The organism is Serratia sp. (in: enterobacteria), assembly GCF_052400455.1.
Classification (GTDB): domain Bacteria; phylum Pseudomonadota; class Gammaproteobacteria; order Enterobacterales; family Enterobacteriaceae; genus Serratia; species Serratia ureilytica.
The window spans coordinates 2,827,186-2,842,977 of sequence record NZ_CP185812.1; the positions used below are offsets into that span (position 1 = coordinate 2,827,186).

Consider the following 15,792-nt stretch of genomic DNA (forward strand, 5'->3'; position numbering starts at 1 on the left):
ATTGCTTACTGCATGGAAGAATCTAGATATGTTGCAATTCTTTAACCGCTGTTCACAAGGACGCGGCGCCTGGCTGCTGATGGCCCTGACAGCGTTGGTGTTGGAACTGGTCGCGCTCTATTTCCAGCACGTTATGCTGCTGCAGCCCTGCGTCATGTGCATTTACGAGCGTTGCGCGCTGTTCGGCATCCTCGTTGCCTCACTGGTAGGCGCCATCGCGCCGAAAACGCCGCTGCGCTATGTGGCGATCCTGCTGTGGATCTATAGCGCCTGGGAAGGCGTACAGCTGGCGTGGAAACACACCATGATCCAACTGCACCCCTCGCCGTTCAATACCTGCGATTTCTTCGTCAGCTTCCCGTCCTGGCTGCCGCTGGATAAATGGCTGCCTGCGGTGTTCCACGCTTCCGGTGACTGTTCCGTGCGTCAATGGCAGTTCCTGACGCTGGAAATGCCACAGTGGCTGGTGGGTATCTTCGGTGCCTATCTGCTGGTGGCGCTGATTGTGCTGATCGCGCAATTTGTCCGCCCACGCCGCCGCGATTTGTTCGGCCGCTGATAGGCCAACAAACAAAAAACGGCGCCTCAGGGCGCCGTTTTTTTAGGGTATTACTGTTGAATTCAGAGATAACCCCATTTCAGGTATGTGTAAGGAAGTAAACGAGCACGATCAGTGCCCCAGCTACGGCAAACAGACGGACCATTTTCATTGTTATGCTCTCGAACTTGCGGGAGAGCGGCCAAATTACCCAACTTATCGTTTAAAAAGAAGCATCCTGGCTCGATTAAGCGCGTAATTTACATAACATTAAACTTCTGCGTTGCCAGCGGGCCAACACATGCTGTGCAGGCACTTTCCTCACGGCCTGCGGGCATCAATAAATTACCGTTATTTATGAACGACTGCGTCTTTGTCACATTCAGAGCACAATATTTTGGTGAAGTTTGCCCATAAAATCCTTATAGTATCGGCAAAGTGAGTACTACCGATTTCCCTGGTGTTGTTGTGTGTCTTGCCCCTCATCTTTGCAGGGGCTTTTTTCCTTCTCCCCCAACCGTCAGTCCCCGCTGCCTTTAAATAAATCATTCAAATTTAACTCTGCGCGGTATCACTCATCGGCCAACGTTCGCGCACTAATGATTAAAATCGTCCGTGATTCTTTCCTTATGCTGAATGCAGTAGGCCAATGATATCAAGGACACGATTTATGCCGGATAGCACCTTTCCCCCCACGTCTCAGCGCCCGTTCCTGCGGCGCATGCTGCTCAAAGCAGGGAAAAAATTCCTGCGCTGGAACGGCGAATTTCAAACTCGCCATTCGCTCATCTCCACTACGCCGCGGATCGGTAATCATGAATTTAATTGGGTGGCGGCGCTGGAAGCCCGTTGGCCTGCCATTCGCCAGGAGTTGGATCGGTTACTGGAGCACCCGGAGGACATCCCCGCGTTCCACCAAATATCACCGGATCAGAAACGCATCTCCAAAGGGGATAATTGGAAAACCTTCGGGCTATTTGTCTACGGGCAGCGCGTTGATGAGAACTGCGCCATTTGTCCGCACACCGCACAGGCGGTCAGCGAGATCCCCGGCATGCGCACCGCCATGTTTTCGATCCTTAAGCCGCACTATCACATCGTCCCCCACAAAGGCCCGACTCGCGCCGTGGTGCGCGCGCATTTGGGATTGATCGTGCCAAAGGATCGGGAAAAGCTCTGGATCCGCGTCGACGATCAGACCCTGCACTGGGATGAAGGCAAGGTCATTTTGTTTGATGACTCTTATGAACACGAGGTGCGCAATGATACCGACGAACTGCGTGCGGTGCTGTTTCTCGATATCGACCGGCCGATGGACAAAGTGGGGACGGCGGTAAATAAACTGCTGTTCAGCCTGATTAAAGCCAGCCCTTACGTGAAGCAGCCGCTGAAAAATCTGGCCAACTGGCGCCGCCGCGACAAAAAAGAGTGAAGTGACGGCTTATGCCATAACCTCACGCCTGCCGGTTAGCGCAATTGCAGAGGGCGGCGTGTCCTGACACGCCGCCCTCTTGCATGAAAACGCGTCTTGCTGCGCAAGGGGTCCGGCGTTATCTGGCCCAGTCCGGCTTGTTGAGGATATGGTCCTGCCAGTCCACCACTTCGCTCTCGCGCACCGCGATATGCCGCACCGTGATGCGCTCACCGTGCATCGCCGCCTTGGAGCCGCTCAGCAACGGGTGCCAGGGGAACAGCGGCTTGCCTTCGCCGATCAGGCGATAGGCGCAGGTCGGCGGCAACCAATCGAAGGTGGTGAGGTTTTCGCGCGTCAATTTGATGCAGTCCTCTTCCAGCTCGAAGCGCCGCTCGTAGTTACGGCATTGGCAGGATTTGATGTTGAGCTGGTTGCAGGCTACGTTGGTAAAATAAATCTCGTCGGTATCTTCGTCGATCAGCTTATTCAAACAGCATTGCCCGCACCCGTCGCACAGCGATTCCCACTCTTGTTCTGACATTTCCGCCAGCGTTTTCTGTTGCCAAAAAGCGAGTTGTGACATGTTAGCGTCCGGTTTCGGTAAATGGATAACTCACCTGCGCACAGGTTCGAGGGGGGACTATATAGACATTTTAGCCGCGAGATGCAAGTTTTGCCGCCGACGATGCCGGCGGCCAACAGCGATCAGATCACCCGGGTGCTGAGCGCTTTACCGTTCAGACTGATTTTCAGCATGTCGCCGGAAGCCATCGGGCCTACGCCCTGCGGCGTGCCGGTCAGGATGATGTCGCCGGCGCGCAGCGTGAAGAAACGGCTCATGTAGCTGATTAGCGGCAGGATCGGCGTGATCATGTCACGCGTATTGCCCTGCTGGCGCAGTTGATCGTTGACCGTCAACGACAGCTCGGCGTTTTGCGGATCGCCGAATTCCGCCACCGGGATAAATCCCGACATCGGACAAGACCCGTCGAAGGCTTTGGCCTTTTCCCAGGGCTGACCGGCCTTTTTAAAACCGGCTTGCAGATCGCGCAGCGTCAGATCAAGCGCCACGCCGTAACCGGCAATCGCACGCGCCACGCGATCTTCGTTGGCCTGCTTCAACGGCGTGCCGATCAGTACCGCCAGCTCTACCTCATGATGCACCGCACCGAACTCTTTAGGGATGGCCACCGGCTGGCGGATATCGCATAGCGCCGTCTCCGGTTTGATAAACACCACCGGCTCGACGGACACCGCGCTGCCCATTTCCTTGATGTGATCGGCGTAGTTGCTGCCGACGCAGACCACCTTGTTCACCGGGAAATCGAGCAGCGAACCTTGCCAGTCTCTGTGTTGATACATACCGCTTCTCCCAAACTGTAGAGGCTTGGCGCGCCAAGCCGATTATTGGTGTGCCGGATCAATGCCCGATCGCGTCTGCCATCATACCCACGGCGATAGCGAAATAGTAAGAGCGATTCCAGTGCATCAGGGTGCGGAAATTATCATAGACCAGGAAGGTCCGCCCCTGCAGATCATCCGGCGCGATGATCCAGCCGCGCTGCACGGCGTGCGGCAACGCGCGGCCATCCGCACGGCGCACGCCGCGTTTCTGCCAGTCGTTGACGCTGCGCGCCTGCGCGTCTTTCAGGCCCAGTTCGGCTCGATTGAAGCCGGCGGGCAGTTTGACCTCGCGCCCCCAACCGATGCCGGGCTGCCAGCCCTCTTTGGACAGGTAGCTGGCCGTGGACGCGAAAACGTCGTCAATGTTATTCCAGATATCGATGCGCCCGTCACCGTCGCCGTCCGCCGCATAGCGCAGGAAGGAGCTCGGCATAAACTGGCATTGCCCCATCGCGCCGGCCCAGGAGCCTTTCAGCGGCGTATCGCCGACATGCCCCTGCTCGACTATCTGCAGCGCCGCCATCAGTTCCTGGCTGAAAAAAGCTTCACGGCGCCCTTCAAACGCCAAGGTCGCCAGCGCAGACACCACGTCTTCCCGCCCCTGAATCTTGCCGTAGGCGCTCTCCATCCCCCACAGCGCGATGATATAACGCCCTGGTACCCGATAGCGCTCGCTGGCCCGCGACCATTGCGCATGGCGCTGCCGGTACAGTTCGCGTCCCTGGCGCACCTTGGCGGGCGACATCACCCGCCGCAGGTAATCGTCCAACGTGATCTTCTGCTCCGGCTGATTGCGATCGGCCTTGATCACCCGATCGACGAAATGGATTTGCGCAAAGGCGCGGTCAAGGGTGGCCTGACTGATGCCCTGTTCCCGCGCCCGGCGCTTCAGTTGCTCGACATACGCCGGGAACTGCGCCGGATCGCGCCCGCTGGTCGCCAGCGTCGTCTCCTGCGCCGCCTGCGGTGCGCCCGGCATCATCGCACCGCCCAGCGCCAGCCAAACGGCCAACGCGGTACTTCTCGCCGAACGTGTCATCATGCCTCCCCTGACCGTGGCGGCGGTCTCAGGCCTTGTCGCCCGCCAAATGCTGATTGAGCAGGTTTTCCACCGGCGGCGGGAACTGCAGGTAATAACCTTCGTCTTTCAGCGCCTGTTTCACCTTTTCGATATCCGCCGAGGCCAATTTCTTGCGTTCATCGAGTGAAAGCATCATGGCGAATTGTGGTACGCCGAAACTTTTCATCAGCGCTTCCGGCACACGAGAGAAATCGTCTTTTTTTTCGACATAAAGATAAGTTTGATCGCGTTTCGGGCTTCTATAGATCACACAAAGCATTTTTTTAACTCTATTTAATTGAGGGAGCGTCTTGCCTGGATATAACTCTGACTATAACATGCTTATAGTACATCGGAATATCGCACCCCGAGTGGTATTCCGGGGATTTAAAGTTGCTGAGACTGAGTCAGGATAGATGTCACAATCGCCAATTGAGCTAAAAGGCAGCAGTTTTACCCTATCGGTTGTTCATTTGCATAATTCGCAGCCCGAGGTAATACGCCAGGCGTTACAGGAAAAAGTTGAGCAAGCGCCCGCTTTTCTGAAAAACGCCCCTGTTGTTATCAACGTCGCAACGCTGGATGGCGATGCGAACTGGAAAGAACTTCAACAGGCTGTCGCGGCGGCAGGTCTGCGCGTTGTGGGTATCAGCGGTTGCAGAGATGAGCGTCAAAAGCGCGCGATAGCCCGTGCCGGGCTGCCGTTGCTGAGCGAAGGCAGAGGCCAGAAAATGGCGGCGCCGCAGCCTGCACCTGCGCCCGTGGTGGCGGATAACGCCCCCGCCAAAACGCGTATCATCAGCACCCCTGTCCGTTCCGGCCAACAGATTTACGCCCGCAACTGCGATCTTATCGTGACCAGCAGCGTCAGCGCCGGCGCCGAACTGATTGCCGACGGCAACATTCATGTCTATGGCATGATGCGCGGTCGCGCGCTGGCAGGCGCGTCAGGCGACACGCAATGTCAGATTTTTTGCACCCACCTGGCGGCTGAGCTAGTCTCTATCGCAGGGCAGTACTGGTTGAGCGACCAAATCCCGTCCGATTACGTCGGGCAGGCCGTACGACTCAGCCTGTTGGATAACGCTTTAACCATACAACCTTTAAATTAAGCCCTTTTGACAAGGAATCCATTTCATGGCACGCATTATTGTTGTTACATCGGGTAAAGGGGGCGTTGGCAAGACCACTTCGAGCGCGGCCATCGCTACCGGCCTGGCCCAGAAAGGCAAGAAAACCGTCGTGATCGATTTCGATATCGGCCTGCGTAATCTTGACCTGATCATGGGCTGCGAACGTCGGGTAGTTTATGATTTCGTGAACGTGATTCAGGGCGACGCCACGCTGAATCAGGCGTTGATCAAAGACAAACGCACTGAAAACCTCTATATCCTGCCGGCTTCGCAGACACGCGACAAAGACGCGTTAACCCGTGAAGGCGTTGAAAAAGTCCTCAACGATCTCGGCGAGATGGATTTTGACTTCGTGGTCTGCGACTCACCGGCCGGTATCGAAACCGGTGCGCTGATGGCGCTGTATTTCGCCGACGAAGCTATCATCACCACCAACCCGGAAGTCTCTTCGGTACGCGACTCCGACCGTATCCTGGGCATCCTTTCCTCCAAATCGCGCCGCGCCGAGAAAGGCGAATCGCCTATCAAGGAACACCTGCTGCTGACCCGTTACAACCCGGGCCGCGTCAGCCGTGGCGACATGCTGAGCATGGAAGACGTGCTGGAAATCCTGCGCATTCCACTGGTGGGTGTGATCCCGGAAGACCAGTCCGTACTGCGTGCTTCCAACCAGGGTGAGCCTGTCATTCTGGATGCCGAGTCAGACGCCGGTAAGGCGTATGACGATACCGTTTGCCGCTTGTTGGGGGAAGAACGCCCATTCCGCTTCATTGAAGAAGAGAAGAAGGGTTTCCTGAAACGCCTTTTTGGGGGATAAACCATGGCCTTATTAGACTTCTTTCTGTCCCGCAAAAAACAGACAGCCAATATAGCCAAGGAACGGCTGCAGATTATCGTCGCAGAGCGTCGTCGCGGGGACAGTGAGCCCCCGTATCTGCCTGATTTGAAACGCGATATTCTGGCGGTTATTTGCAAATACATTCAGATCGATCCTGAAATGCTGCATGTGCAGTTCGAGCAGAAAGGGGACGATATTTCGGTACTTGAACTTAACGTGACATTACCGGAATCGGAAGAAGCAGCTAAATGATTGCGACGCATTAATTACCCCCTGTATATTTTATGCAGGGGGTAACTGTATGTGCATCCAGTTATTAAGCATTATCGGCAGCAAAAAATCGATTTTTCCCTTTGGGACAATTCCCAATTAACTTTGCCGCCACCTCGTTTAAAGTAAATTCTGGCCAGATTTACCTTCAACGCATTATTTCCTGCCTATATTCACCCGAGCAGAGTTTCCCTACCCTGCCCTGGTGATAACCAGCGATTAATAATCTTTCAGGATGTCCTGCAACGGCGCCATTAATAAATCGCCGCGCCAGCCGCTGATTAATTCAGGGCGACTCTCGCCGTCCTTCAGTTTCCAATGCCAGTTCAACAATTGGTTAATTTGGCGACGGGATGCCAGCAGCTCGCTGCTCAACCCGCTTTGCTCGCTGACGGTGGCGATAGCGGCCTTGATGTCCTTAAACACCTTCTTGTAGCCCGGCTGATCGATAAGGTTAGCCAACGGCGCCGGCAACTCGGACTCCTCCAGCGCTTCGGCTTCGGCCACCAGCGCCAACAGCGTTTTGCCGTGATAACGGATCTCCGGCCCGCTCAGGCCCAGCGAATCCAGTTCTCCCAGCGAAGACGGCATAAAGCGCGCCACCTGCCACAGGTTCTCCTCGCGAACCACGAAGTTCACCGCCAGATCGCGCTCGCGCGCCTGGCGCAACCGCCATTCCGCCAACTTCTGCAGGCACCCCAGCTGACGCGGGCGCAACTGCCAGGCATTGCTGATTTCGCGATAGGCCACTTCCGGCGCCAGCGCCTCGCTACGGCGTTGGCACAGCAGCAAGCACTCGTTATTGGCCGCAGCGGTCCAGCCGGCCTCTTCAGTCTCCTGCACCAGCTGTTTGGCCATCGGCAGCAGGTAGAACACGTCGGCGGCCGCATACACGCACTGTCTTTCAGTCAGCGGGCGCGCCAGCCAATCGGTGCGCGACTCGCTCTTGTCCAGTTCAACCTTCATGTACTCCGCCACCAGCGTCGCAAAGCCGCAGGAGAGCGGCCGACCGGTAAAGGCCGCCAAGATCTGAGTGTCGATCATCGGCGTCGGCAGCGTTTTAAAGGCGTTGAGAAACACTTCAAGATCTTCACTGCCGGCATGCAGAAACTTCACCACGGCGGTGTCGGCCAGCAGCTCGACAAACGGTTGCCAGTGCTTGATCGGCAGAGGATCGATAAGGGAGAGTTGTTCACCGTCGTAAAGCTGGATCAGGCCCAGCTGCGGATAGTAGGTACGCGTTCTGACAAACTCGGTGTCCAGCGCAACCTGGGCATGCTTTCTCGCCTGCTCGCAGACCTGCTGCAATCCGGCATCGGTAGTGATCAACTGATAATTCAAAACATCATTCTCTTGTAGGATTCAAACACAACAACGCCGGCATTCACCGGCGTTGTTGATAGGCTGACGCGAGAGCGAAACCTAGGCGGCATCGGCCGGCTTAGGCGCTTTTTGCTCATCGCGCAATTCTCGCCGCAAAATCTTGCCGACGTTCGACTTCGGCAGTTCATCGCGGAACTCAACAATTTTAGGCACTTTATACCCGGTCAGGTGGCGTCGGCAATGGGTCAACAGCTCTTCCTTGGTCAGCGAGGCGTCTTTCTTCACCACGCAGATCTTCACCGTTTCGCCGGAGGCCTCGCTGGGCACGCCGATTGCCGCACATTCCAGCACTTTCGGGTGCTGGCTGACCACATCTTCAATCTCGTTCGGATACACGTTGAAACCCGAGACCAGGATCATGTCTTTCTTGCGGTCGACGATGCGCACAAATCCCTGATCGTCCACGGTCACCACATCACCGGTCGCCAGCCAGCCGTCTTTCAGCACTTCGTCGGTGGCATCCGGGCGCTGCCAATAGCCTAACATAACTTGCGGCCCTTTGACCCACAGTTCGCCCGGCTCGCCCGGCGGCACGTCATGGCCGTTGTCGTCCACCAACCGAATGTCCGTCGACGGCACCGGCAGACCGATGCTGCCGCTGTAGTGTTTAAGATCGTAAGGGTTGCCGGCCACCAGCGGCGCGCACTCCGTCAGGCCGTAACCTTCCAGCAGGTGTTTGCCGGTGGTTTTCTCCCACTTCTCGGCCACCGATTTTTGCACCGACATGCCGCCGCCGACCGAGAAACGCAGCGTAGAGAAATCGAGCTTGTGGAAGTCTTCGTTGTTCAGCAACGCATTGAACAGCGTATTTACCCCGCTCATGGCGGTGAACGGGTATTTGCCCAATTCTTTCACCAGGCCCGGAATGTCACGCGGGTTGGTGATCAGCAAATTGCGCCCGCCCAGATCGATAAACAGCAGGCAGTTCACCGTCAGCGCGAAAATGTGATACAGCGGCAGCGCCGTCACCACCAGCTCCTGCCCTTCACGGAACAGCGGCGAATAGGCGGCCTTGGCCTGCTCAAGGTTGGCCTGCATGTTGCGGTGCGTCAGCATCGCCCCCTTCGCCACCCCGGTGGTGCCGCCGGTGTATTGCAGGAAAGCCAGATCGGCATTAATGATGTCCGGTTTTACATATTGCAAACGGCGGCCGCGCTGCAGCGCGCTGCGGAAGGAAATGGCGTCCGGCAGGTTGTATTTCGGCACCAGACGCTTAACGTATTTGACCACGAAGTTGACCAACGTGCCCTTGGCAGCCGACAGCTGATCGCCCATGCGCGTCAGGATCACGTGTTTGACCTGGGTGTTGAACACCACTTTTTCCAGCGTATGGGCAAAGTTGGAGACGATGACGATGGCACTGGCGCCGCTGTCGTTCAACTGGTGCTCCAGCTCGCGCGGGGTATACAGCGGGTTGACGTTGACCACCACCATGCCGGCACGCAGAATGCCGAACAGGGCAATGGGGTATTGCAACAGGTTAGGCATCATCAGCGCGACGCGGTCGCCCTTCTTCAGGCCCAGCTCATTTTGCAGGTAAGCCGCGAAAGCCCGGCTGCGTTCTTCCAGTTTGCGGAAGGTCATCACCTCGCCCATATTGATAAAGGCGGGCTGATCGGCATAGCGCTGCACGGCATGCTCAAACATTTCGATCAACGACGAATAGCGATCGGCATCAATCTCTGCGGGCACATCTGCCGGATACCGTTTTAACCAGACCTTATCCAAGGTATTACTCCTGAAATCATTACTAATTATCATCGCAGCCCTCAAACTCGCAGCCTAACCATAACAATATTTTAACTCAGCAGACCAGTTCGGGTTTTAAACATTACTCAGGTTGCGATGTACGTCACTAATTGTCGGATATTCCTTATCCCAAAAAACAAAAGGGCGGCCTGAGCCGCCCTGTCAAATTTGTTCACATCAAGCGTATGTTACTCGGTTACGATGGTTTGCACCTGTGCCGGGCCGGGGTTGTACCAGCCATAGCCGGCGCCCCAGCCGGGTCCCCACGGGCCACCGCGCCAGCCCCAAGGGCCCATCGGCGCAGGCGGCATCACCACCTGCTGTACCAGATGCCAGCGCTTGAAACCGGTCACGTTCATCGTTACGAAGCGATATGGCGTCATGCCGATCCGCCCCTCTTTCAGGCCGGTGATAGGGCCGACGACGGTCACCAGTTGGCCTTTGAAATCGACCGGTTCGAGGAAGCCGTTCACCGTGGCCAGCAAGCGGCCGTTCGACGGTTCACCCAGTATCGGCCGCGCACCGCTGTCGAGCGGCACCGCCGCGATCTCCAGCAGCGTGCGCCCTTGTTCGTTGGCGACGTTCACCACGGTGCCGCCAAAGCGGGCTTCCGCGCCGGTAAACAGGTTCGGTGCATTTTGTACCGAGGAAAGCTGAGTCACCGGCGAAGGACTGGAGCCTTTGATCGCATCCGGTACGGTGACGCACCCGGTCAGAACCAGCGCGCCGCAGGCGACGGCCAGCAGCGACAGCTTTTTACTTGCAGTGCGGATTAACATGGTCGCAATCTCCTGAAATGCCTGTAACTTTGACCGCGTTTCAGCGCTCAAGTTGCAGGCCTTCATCGCCCGGCATCAACATCAGCACAATAACGCCGCGATTACTCGCGGCCCGGCAGTTTTTTCCAGGTCACTTCATTGCGCAGGTAGGTCGGCTCGGCGTTTTCCACCGCCACCGCCAGCCCCTGTTGCCAGGCGTGCAGCGCCAGCGGCAGCATGTCTTCCGCCTGCGGCAACAGCATCTGGCCGTCGCGCACGCTCAGCGTGGAACCGTTGACCAGATCGGGGTAGGTTTGCCAGCCGGTTCCAACGTGGGCCCATTCGCCCTGCAGGCGCTGTGCACGCTCGAGCGCCTGCGCCGGCGACAGCACCGCCTCGCCTTCGCTTTCCAACCAGCGGCCGTCGGCCTGACGCTCGAACTGCCCCCAGTAGACCTCGCCCATACGCGCATCGATCGCCGCCAGCACACGCTCCGCGCCGCTGACGCGCCAGGCGCCCTGCGCCATGGTTTGCAGCGTAGAAACGCCGATCATCGGCAGATCGGCGCCCAGCGCCAGGCCCTGAGCGATGCCGATGCCGATGCGCACCCCGGTAAAACTGCCGGGGCCGCGGCCGAAGGCCAGCGCATCGAGCTGGTTGAGCGCCAGGCCGGATTCCGCCAGCACCTGCTGCACCATAGGTAAAATACGTTGCGTATGCTCGCGTGGGCACAGCTCAAACAGGGCGTGGATTTCGCCTTGATTCCAGACGGCGACGGAACAGGCTTCCGTCGCGGTATCGATCGCTAAAATTCGCGTGGACATGCCAACCTCTGGCGGGAATAAAACTGGGTTTTTCATACAGGGCGCGCATTGTAGCACAGCCCCGTAAGCCCTTCATCTTTCACGTGGCCGACGTATCAGCGGCCTGCAAGAAGGCGATCGCCTGCTTCAGATCGCGGGTACGCGGCGTAGGCGGCAGGCTATTGAGGAACACCTCGCCATAAGGGCGCATCACCAGACGGTTATCGCAGATCACCAGCACGCCGCGATCGTCGGTATCGCGGATCAAACGGCCCACCCCCTGTTTCAGGGTGATGACCGCATCCGGCAACTGCACGTCATTGAACGGATCGCCGCCGCGCAGGCGACAATCTTCAATGCGCGCCTTCAGCAGCGGATCGTCCGGTGAGGTAAACGGCAGCTTATCGATGATCACGCACGACAGCGCATCGCCACGCACGTCCACCCCTTCCCAGAAGCTGCTGGTCGCCACCAACAGCGCGTTACCGGCGGCGACGAACTGTGCCAACAGCTGCCCTTTGCTGGTTTCCCCTTGCAATAAGACCGGCAGCGTCATCGTGGCACGGAACTCTTCCGCCAGCTCGCGCATCATCTGGTGCGACGTGCACAAGAAGAAGCAGCGGCCGTTGTTGGCTTCGATTAATGGGCGCAGCATGCGCGCCAGCTGGCGCGCCCCGCCGGGCTGATTCGGCGAAGGCAAAAAGCGCGGCACGCACAGCAACGCCTGTTTGGCATAGTCGAACGGGCTCGGCAACAGCAGCGTTTTGGCCTTGGTCAGCCCCAGCCGTTCGGTGAAGTGACCCAACTGATCGTTGACCGACAGCGTCGCCGAGGTAAAGATCCAGCTGCCCGGCTTCTCGTCCAGCATTTCGCGGAAACGATCGGCCACCGTCAGCGGCGTCAGCGCCAACACGAAGTGGCGCGAATTGCACTCATACCAATAGCTGTAGCCCGGTTCCGTCACCGCCTTGAGGCGTTTGAGACGCGCGCGGTACAGCGTGGCGCGCTCAAAGGCGGCGTCCAGCAGCGCCGAACGCCCCAGCGACAGTTTCATGACGTCATAACACAGCTCCAGCGCGTCATCGAGCAGCAACAACGCGCGCTGCACGTTCGGTTCGCCGAGCACATCCCGCAGGTTGCCGCGAAAACCCGGCTCCCCCAGATTCAGACGGAAATCTTGCGTGCTCAGGCTGAGACGGTCGGCGCTTTTTTTGCAGTTGGGCGGCATCGCGCACCTCGGTGCGGTAGGCGATGGTGATGTCCTTCGCCAGATCCAGCAGTTGGCGGCTGGTGAGCTGCTGGCCGAAATACTGGCTGGCGATGTCGGGAATTTGGTGCGCTTCATCGAAAATCATCACCTCGGCTTCCGGGATCAGCTCGGCGAAGCCGCCCTCTTTCACCACCATATCCGCCAGGAACAGGTGATGGTTCACCACCACCACATCCGCATCCATCGCGCGGCGGCGCGCTTTGACCACGAAGCAATCCTGATACAGCGGGCAGTCGCTGCCGAGACAGTTGTCATTGGTGCTGGTCACCAATGGCCAGACGAAGCTGTCTTCCGCCACTTCGCTGCAGGTGCTGATATCACCCTCTTTGGTCTGCGACGACCACTTGCGCAGTTGCACCAGATCGATCAACGTCTGCCCCGCCAGCTCCCCGCCGGCCATCGACTGTTGCTCAAGACGCTCCAGACACAGGTAGTTGGAGCGCCCCTTCAGCAGCGCCAGCTTGCCTTTGTACTTCAGCGCCTTGGCGACGGTGGGCAGATCGCGCGCATACAGCTGATCCTGCAGCGCTTTCGAACCGGTGGAGATGATCACTTTGCGATCGGCACGCAGCGCCGGCGCCAGATAAGCGAAGGTTTTGCCGGTGCCGGTGCCGGCTTCCACCACCAGTTCCTGCTTGAAATTGATCGCTTCGGTAACGGCTTGCGCCATCTGCCGCTGCGGCTCACGCGGTTTGAATCCCTTGATAGCCTGCGCCAATGCGCCGTCTGTTGCAAAATCGTCTGTCACGCTGTCTCTCTGCCGGTGTCATTCAGCGGTGATTATGCCAAGCCTGCCGCCCGGCTACCACCCACTTTATCGCCGCGCTTTTTCATCACCGGCTGTGCTACCCTTAGCGGGACTATGATATGGAGATAAGCAAATGAATATCGAAAGAATTGATCCCGATCAGCGCTGGTCCGAAGCCGTGGTGCACAACGAGACCGTTTACTACACCAGCGTGCCTGAGAATCTGGATGATGACGCGACCGCGCAGACCGCCAACGCCCTTGCAGCCATCGACGTGCTGCTGGAACGTGTAGGGTCGGACAAAAGCCGTATTCTGGATGCCACCATCTTCCTGGCCAATACCGCCGACTTCGCCGCGATGAACGCCGCCTGGGACGCCTGGGTCGTCGCCGGCAGCGCGCCGGTGCGCTGCACCGTGCAGGCTCAGCTGATGAATCCGAAGTACAAGGTGGAAATTAAAATCATCGCCGCGCTGTAAGCCACGCGCAGACGAAAAAAAACCGCAGACGGCAACGCCTGCGGTTTTTTATTGCCCGCTATCAGGACAGTTTGAGGATCACCATCCCCGTCAACAGCAGCGCCAGGCCAATCCAGCCTTTGGCGTTCAACCGCTGGCCGAACATGATCCAGCCTGCGGCGATGGTGGCGGCGATACCGAAACCGCCCCACAACGCGTAAGCGATTGACAGATCGATGCCTTTTACCGCCTGCGCCAGGGCGCTGAACGCACCGAGTACCGACAGCAGCGACAGCAATCCCAGCCAAATTTTACGGAAACCGTCCGACATCTTCAGGAAGATGTTGGCGATGATTTCCAGCACGATGGCCAATCCCAGGAACCCAATGTGGTACAACTCAAACTGTTGCATGGTTGTCACCTCGCGGGCTGACCTGTTTTCGCTCTTTGCGGGTACCGGATTTCACCAGCATGATACCGGCGATCAGCGTAGCCAGACCCAGTACCTTCAGCGCCGAAATGGGCTCGTCGAACCACAGCACGCTGAACAGGGTAATGAACAGAATGCCGATACCTTCCCACAGCGCATAAGCCACGCCCAACGCCACGCGTTTTACCGCTACTGACAGCAACACATAAGACGCGGTGATCATCACGTACATCACGATATGCCCGATCATGCCGCCATTGACGCTGGCGTATTTCATCGACAAGGTGCCGATGATTTCGGTCATGATGGCCAAACCTAAAAAGATCCAATAAATCATAATTTTTCTCCCAAACGGCGAATAACGCGCGCCAAGGCATATTTATCCCGATTTATCTCGTCGAACGGCCGCAGTACGGCGCGCAAGACGCAGAGATCCCTGGGGATAAACTGACCCAAACGCAAAAAGAATGTTTGCCCGGCTGAACGGTAGAGCGAAGGCGTAAGCCCGCTACCAGCACCGGTTAAGGGAGAAAGACGCTATAGCTCGCTGCACCAGTGATGCTCACTGGCAAGGATCGCAGACAGGAAGAGTTGGCACGTAGAGGTTCTGAGGGTAGTTCCGTTAATAGTCATCATAATAATTCTCTATTATCAGCCGCACACCGTGCGATTTGCCCAATATCCTCATAAAAGTAAAATTTTCAACTGAGATATTTTTACCACAGCCCAAATAAGAAAGCAAACTGCCGTTTTCATAAAAAAGCAGAAAAAAACGGGTTAAAAATAAGAAAGTTAATCGCGATAAAAATTAAAAAAGGCCCAACGGAGCGTTGAGCCTTGCGATATCCGCGGGTGAGCAAATAAGCGCCACCCCCAGGCCTGGCGCGGGTTACAACGCGGCGCCGTTGACGGCGCTGCGCGCCAGTTCAGTGATGCGCGCGTAGTCGCCGCTTTCGAGCGCATCGGCCGGCACCAGCCAGGAGCCGCCGATGCACAGCACGCTTTTTAGCGCCAGATAATCGCGGTAATTGTTCGGCGTAATGCCGCCGGTCGGGCAAAAGCGCACCTGCGGGAACGGGCCACCGATCGCCTGCAGCGCCTTCACGCCGCCGTTGGCTTCCGCCGGGAAGAATTTGAATTCGCGCAGGCCGTAATCCATGCCCTGCATCAGTTCAGATACGGTGCTGATGCCCGGGATCAACGGGATTGACCCCGCCGTCGCCGCCTGCAGCAAAGCGTCGGTCAGCCCCGGGCTGATGGCGAACTGCGCCCCGGCCTCGGTCACCTCCCGCAGCTGCTGTGGATTGATCACCGTACCGGCGCCGATGATCGCCTCCGGCACCTCTTTGGCGATAGCGCGGATAGCTTCCAGCGCACAGGCGGTGCGCAGCGTCACCTCCAGTACCCGCACGCCGCCGGCAACCAATGCTTTCGCCAGCGGCACCGCCTGTTCCAGCGTGTTGATCACGATAACAGGCACCACCGGCCCCGCCGTCAGGATCTGTTCAGCGCTGGTTTTCCAGTTTTTCATCATTCT

The 15,792-nt window shown here is 57.6% G+C and carries 17 protein-coding genes and 1 pseudogene; 6 read left to right on the plus strand and 12 right to left on the minus strand.

Annotation, left to right across the window (positions count from 1 at the left end):
- The first annotated feature begins 28 nt into the window (after window positions 1-28).
- Window positions 29-559, plus strand: coding sequence for a disulfide bond formation protein DsbB (dsbB, locus tag ACORQT_RS13665; protein WP_164057237.1), 531 nt, complete (start codon window positions 29-31; stop codon window positions 557-559).
- Between the two features lie 649 nt (window positions 560-1,208).
- The gene (locus tag ACORQT_RS13670) at window positions 1,209-1,970 is read left to right on the plus strand and encodes an aspartyl/asparaginyl beta-hydroxylase domain-containing protein (protein WP_164057238.1); all 762 of its coding nucleotides are present in this window, start codon (window positions 1,209-1,211) and stop codon (window positions 1,968-1,970) included.
- 118 nt (window positions 1,971-2,088) lie between these two features.
- Here the strand turns inward: ACORQT_RS13670 and ACORQT_RS13675 are convergent, their stop codons facing one another.
- From ACORQT_RS13675 to ACORQT_RS13690, 4 genes are all read right to left on the minus strand, one after another.
- Window positions 2,089-2,535 (minus strand): YcgN family cysteine cluster protein, encoded by a 447-nt coding sequence (locus ACORQT_RS13675; RefSeq protein ID WP_025159803.1) that lies wholly within the window; start codon window positions 2,533-2,535, stop codon window positions 2,089-2,091.
- A 122-nt stretch (window positions 2,536-2,657) separates the two neighbouring features.
- The gene (locus ACORQT_RS13680) at window positions 2,658-3,314 is read right to left on the minus strand and encodes a fumarylacetoacetate hydrolase family protein (protein ID WP_033643338.1); all 657 of its coding nucleotides are present in this window, start codon (window positions 3,312-3,314) and stop codon (window positions 2,658-2,660) included.
- A 58-nt stretch (window positions 3,315-3,372) separates the two neighbouring features.
- Entirely contained in the window at window positions 3,373-4,338 is a 966-nt protein-coding gene (locus tag ACORQT_RS13685; RefSeq protein WP_370878268.1) for a lytic murein transglycosylase, read from the minus strand.
- Window positions 4,339-4,423: 85 nt separating this feature from the next.
- Window positions 4,424-4,696: a YcgL domain-containing protein gene (locus tag ACORQT_RS13690; protein WP_033643340.1), complete on the minus strand. Its 273-nt coding sequence runs from the start codon at window positions 4,694-4,696 to the stop codon at window positions 4,424-4,426.
- Between the two features lie 136 nt (window positions 4,697-4,832).
- On the opposite strand from ACORQT_RS13690, the gene minC reads away from it, so the two are divergent.
- From minC to minE, 3 genes are read left to right on the plus strand one after another with little or no spacing between them, the layout of a single operon-like run.
- The gene (gene minC / locus ACORQT_RS13695) at window positions 4,833-5,528 is read left to right on the plus strand and encodes a septum site-determining protein MinC (protein WP_103101067.1); all 696 of its coding nucleotides are present in this window, start codon (window positions 4,833-4,835) and stop codon (window positions 5,526-5,528) included.
- Window positions 5,529-5,553: 25 nt separating this feature from the next.
- Window positions 5,554-6,366, plus strand: coding sequence for a septum site-determining protein MinD (minD, locus tag ACORQT_RS13700; protein ID WP_004932300.1), 813 nt, complete (start codon window positions 5,554-5,556; stop codon window positions 6,364-6,366).
- A 3-nt stretch (window positions 6,367-6,369) separates the two neighbouring features.
- Window positions 6,370-6,639: a cell division topological specificity factor MinE gene (gene minE / locus ACORQT_RS13705; RefSeq protein ID WP_004932303.1), complete on the plus strand. Its 270-nt coding sequence runs from the start codon at window positions 6,370-6,372 to the stop codon at window positions 6,637-6,639.
- A 237-nt stretch (window positions 6,640-6,876) separates the two neighbouring features.
- On the opposite strand, the gene rnd is transcribed toward minE, so the two are convergent.
- The 5 genes and pseudogenes from rnd to ACORQT_RS13730 form a co-directional block, all read right to left on the minus strand.
- On the minus strand, window positions 6,877-7,998 hold the full coding sequence (gene rnd, locus ACORQT_RS13710) for a ribonuclease D (RefSeq protein WP_046687239.1): 1,122 nt from the start codon (window positions 7,996-7,998) through the stop codon (window positions 6,877-6,879).
- A gap of 81 nt (window positions 7,999-8,079) precedes the next feature.
- The gene (gene fadD, locus ACORQT_RS13715; protein WP_033643344.1) at window positions 8,080-9,768 is read right to left on the minus strand and encodes a long-chain-fatty-acid--CoA ligase FadD; all 1,689 of its coding nucleotides are present in this window, start codon (window positions 9,766-9,768) and stop codon (window positions 8,080-8,082) included.
- A gap of 209 nt (window positions 9,769-9,977) precedes the next feature.
- Window positions 9,978-10,568: a Slp family lipoprotein gene (locus ACORQT_RS13720; protein ID WP_021503867.1), complete on the minus strand. Its 591-nt coding sequence runs from the start codon at window positions 10,566-10,568 to the stop codon at window positions 9,978-9,980.
- Between the two features lie 101 nt (window positions 10,569-10,669).
- The gene (gene tsaB, locus ACORQT_RS13725; RefSeq protein ID WP_033643345.1) at window positions 10,670-11,371 is read right to left on the minus strand and encodes a tRNA (adenosine(37)-N6)-threonylcarbamoyltransferase complex dimerization subunit type 1 TsaB; all 702 of its coding nucleotides are present in this window, start codon (window positions 11,369-11,371) and stop codon (window positions 10,670-10,672) included.
- A gap of 79 nt (window positions 11,372-11,450) precedes the next feature.
- A pseudogene (locus ACORQT_RS13730) lies at window positions 11,451-13,368 on the minus strand (ATP-dependent DNA helicase).
- A gap of 133 nt (window positions 13,369-13,501) precedes the next feature.
- On the opposite strand from ACORQT_RS13730, the gene ACORQT_RS13735 reads away from it, so the two are divergent.
- Window positions 13,502-13,846, plus strand: coding sequence for a RidA family protein (locus tag ACORQT_RS13735; protein ID WP_004932322.1), 345 nt, complete (start codon window positions 13,502-13,504; stop codon window positions 13,844-13,846).
- 61 nt (window positions 13,847-13,907) lie between these two features.
- Here ACORQT_RS13735 and mdtI read toward each other — a convergent pair whose 3' ends face one another.
- From mdtI to ACORQT_RS13750, 3 genes are all read right to left on the minus strand, one after another.
- Window positions 13,908-14,237, minus strand: coding sequence for a multidrug/spermidine efflux SMR transporter subunit MdtI (gene mdtI / locus ACORQT_RS13740; RefSeq protein WP_016927446.1), 330 nt, complete (start codon window positions 14,235-14,237; stop codon window positions 13,908-13,910).
- Entirely contained in the window at window positions 14,224-14,592 is a 369-nt protein-coding gene (mdtJ, locus tag ACORQT_RS13745) for a multidrug/spermidine efflux SMR transporter subunit MdtJ (protein ID WP_004932327.1), read from the minus strand. Before mdtJ ends, mdtI begins: the two co-directional genes overlap by 14 nt.
- A 552-nt stretch (window positions 14,593-15,144) precedes the next feature.
- Window positions 15,145-15,786 (minus strand): bifunctional 4-hydroxy-2-oxoglutarate aldolase/2-dehydro-3-deoxy-phosphogluconate aldolase, encoded by a 642-nt coding sequence (locus tag ACORQT_RS13750; protein ID WP_164057245.1) that lies wholly within the window; start codon window positions 15,784-15,786, stop codon window positions 15,145-15,147.
- Window positions 15,787-15,792 lie beyond the last annotated feature (6 nt).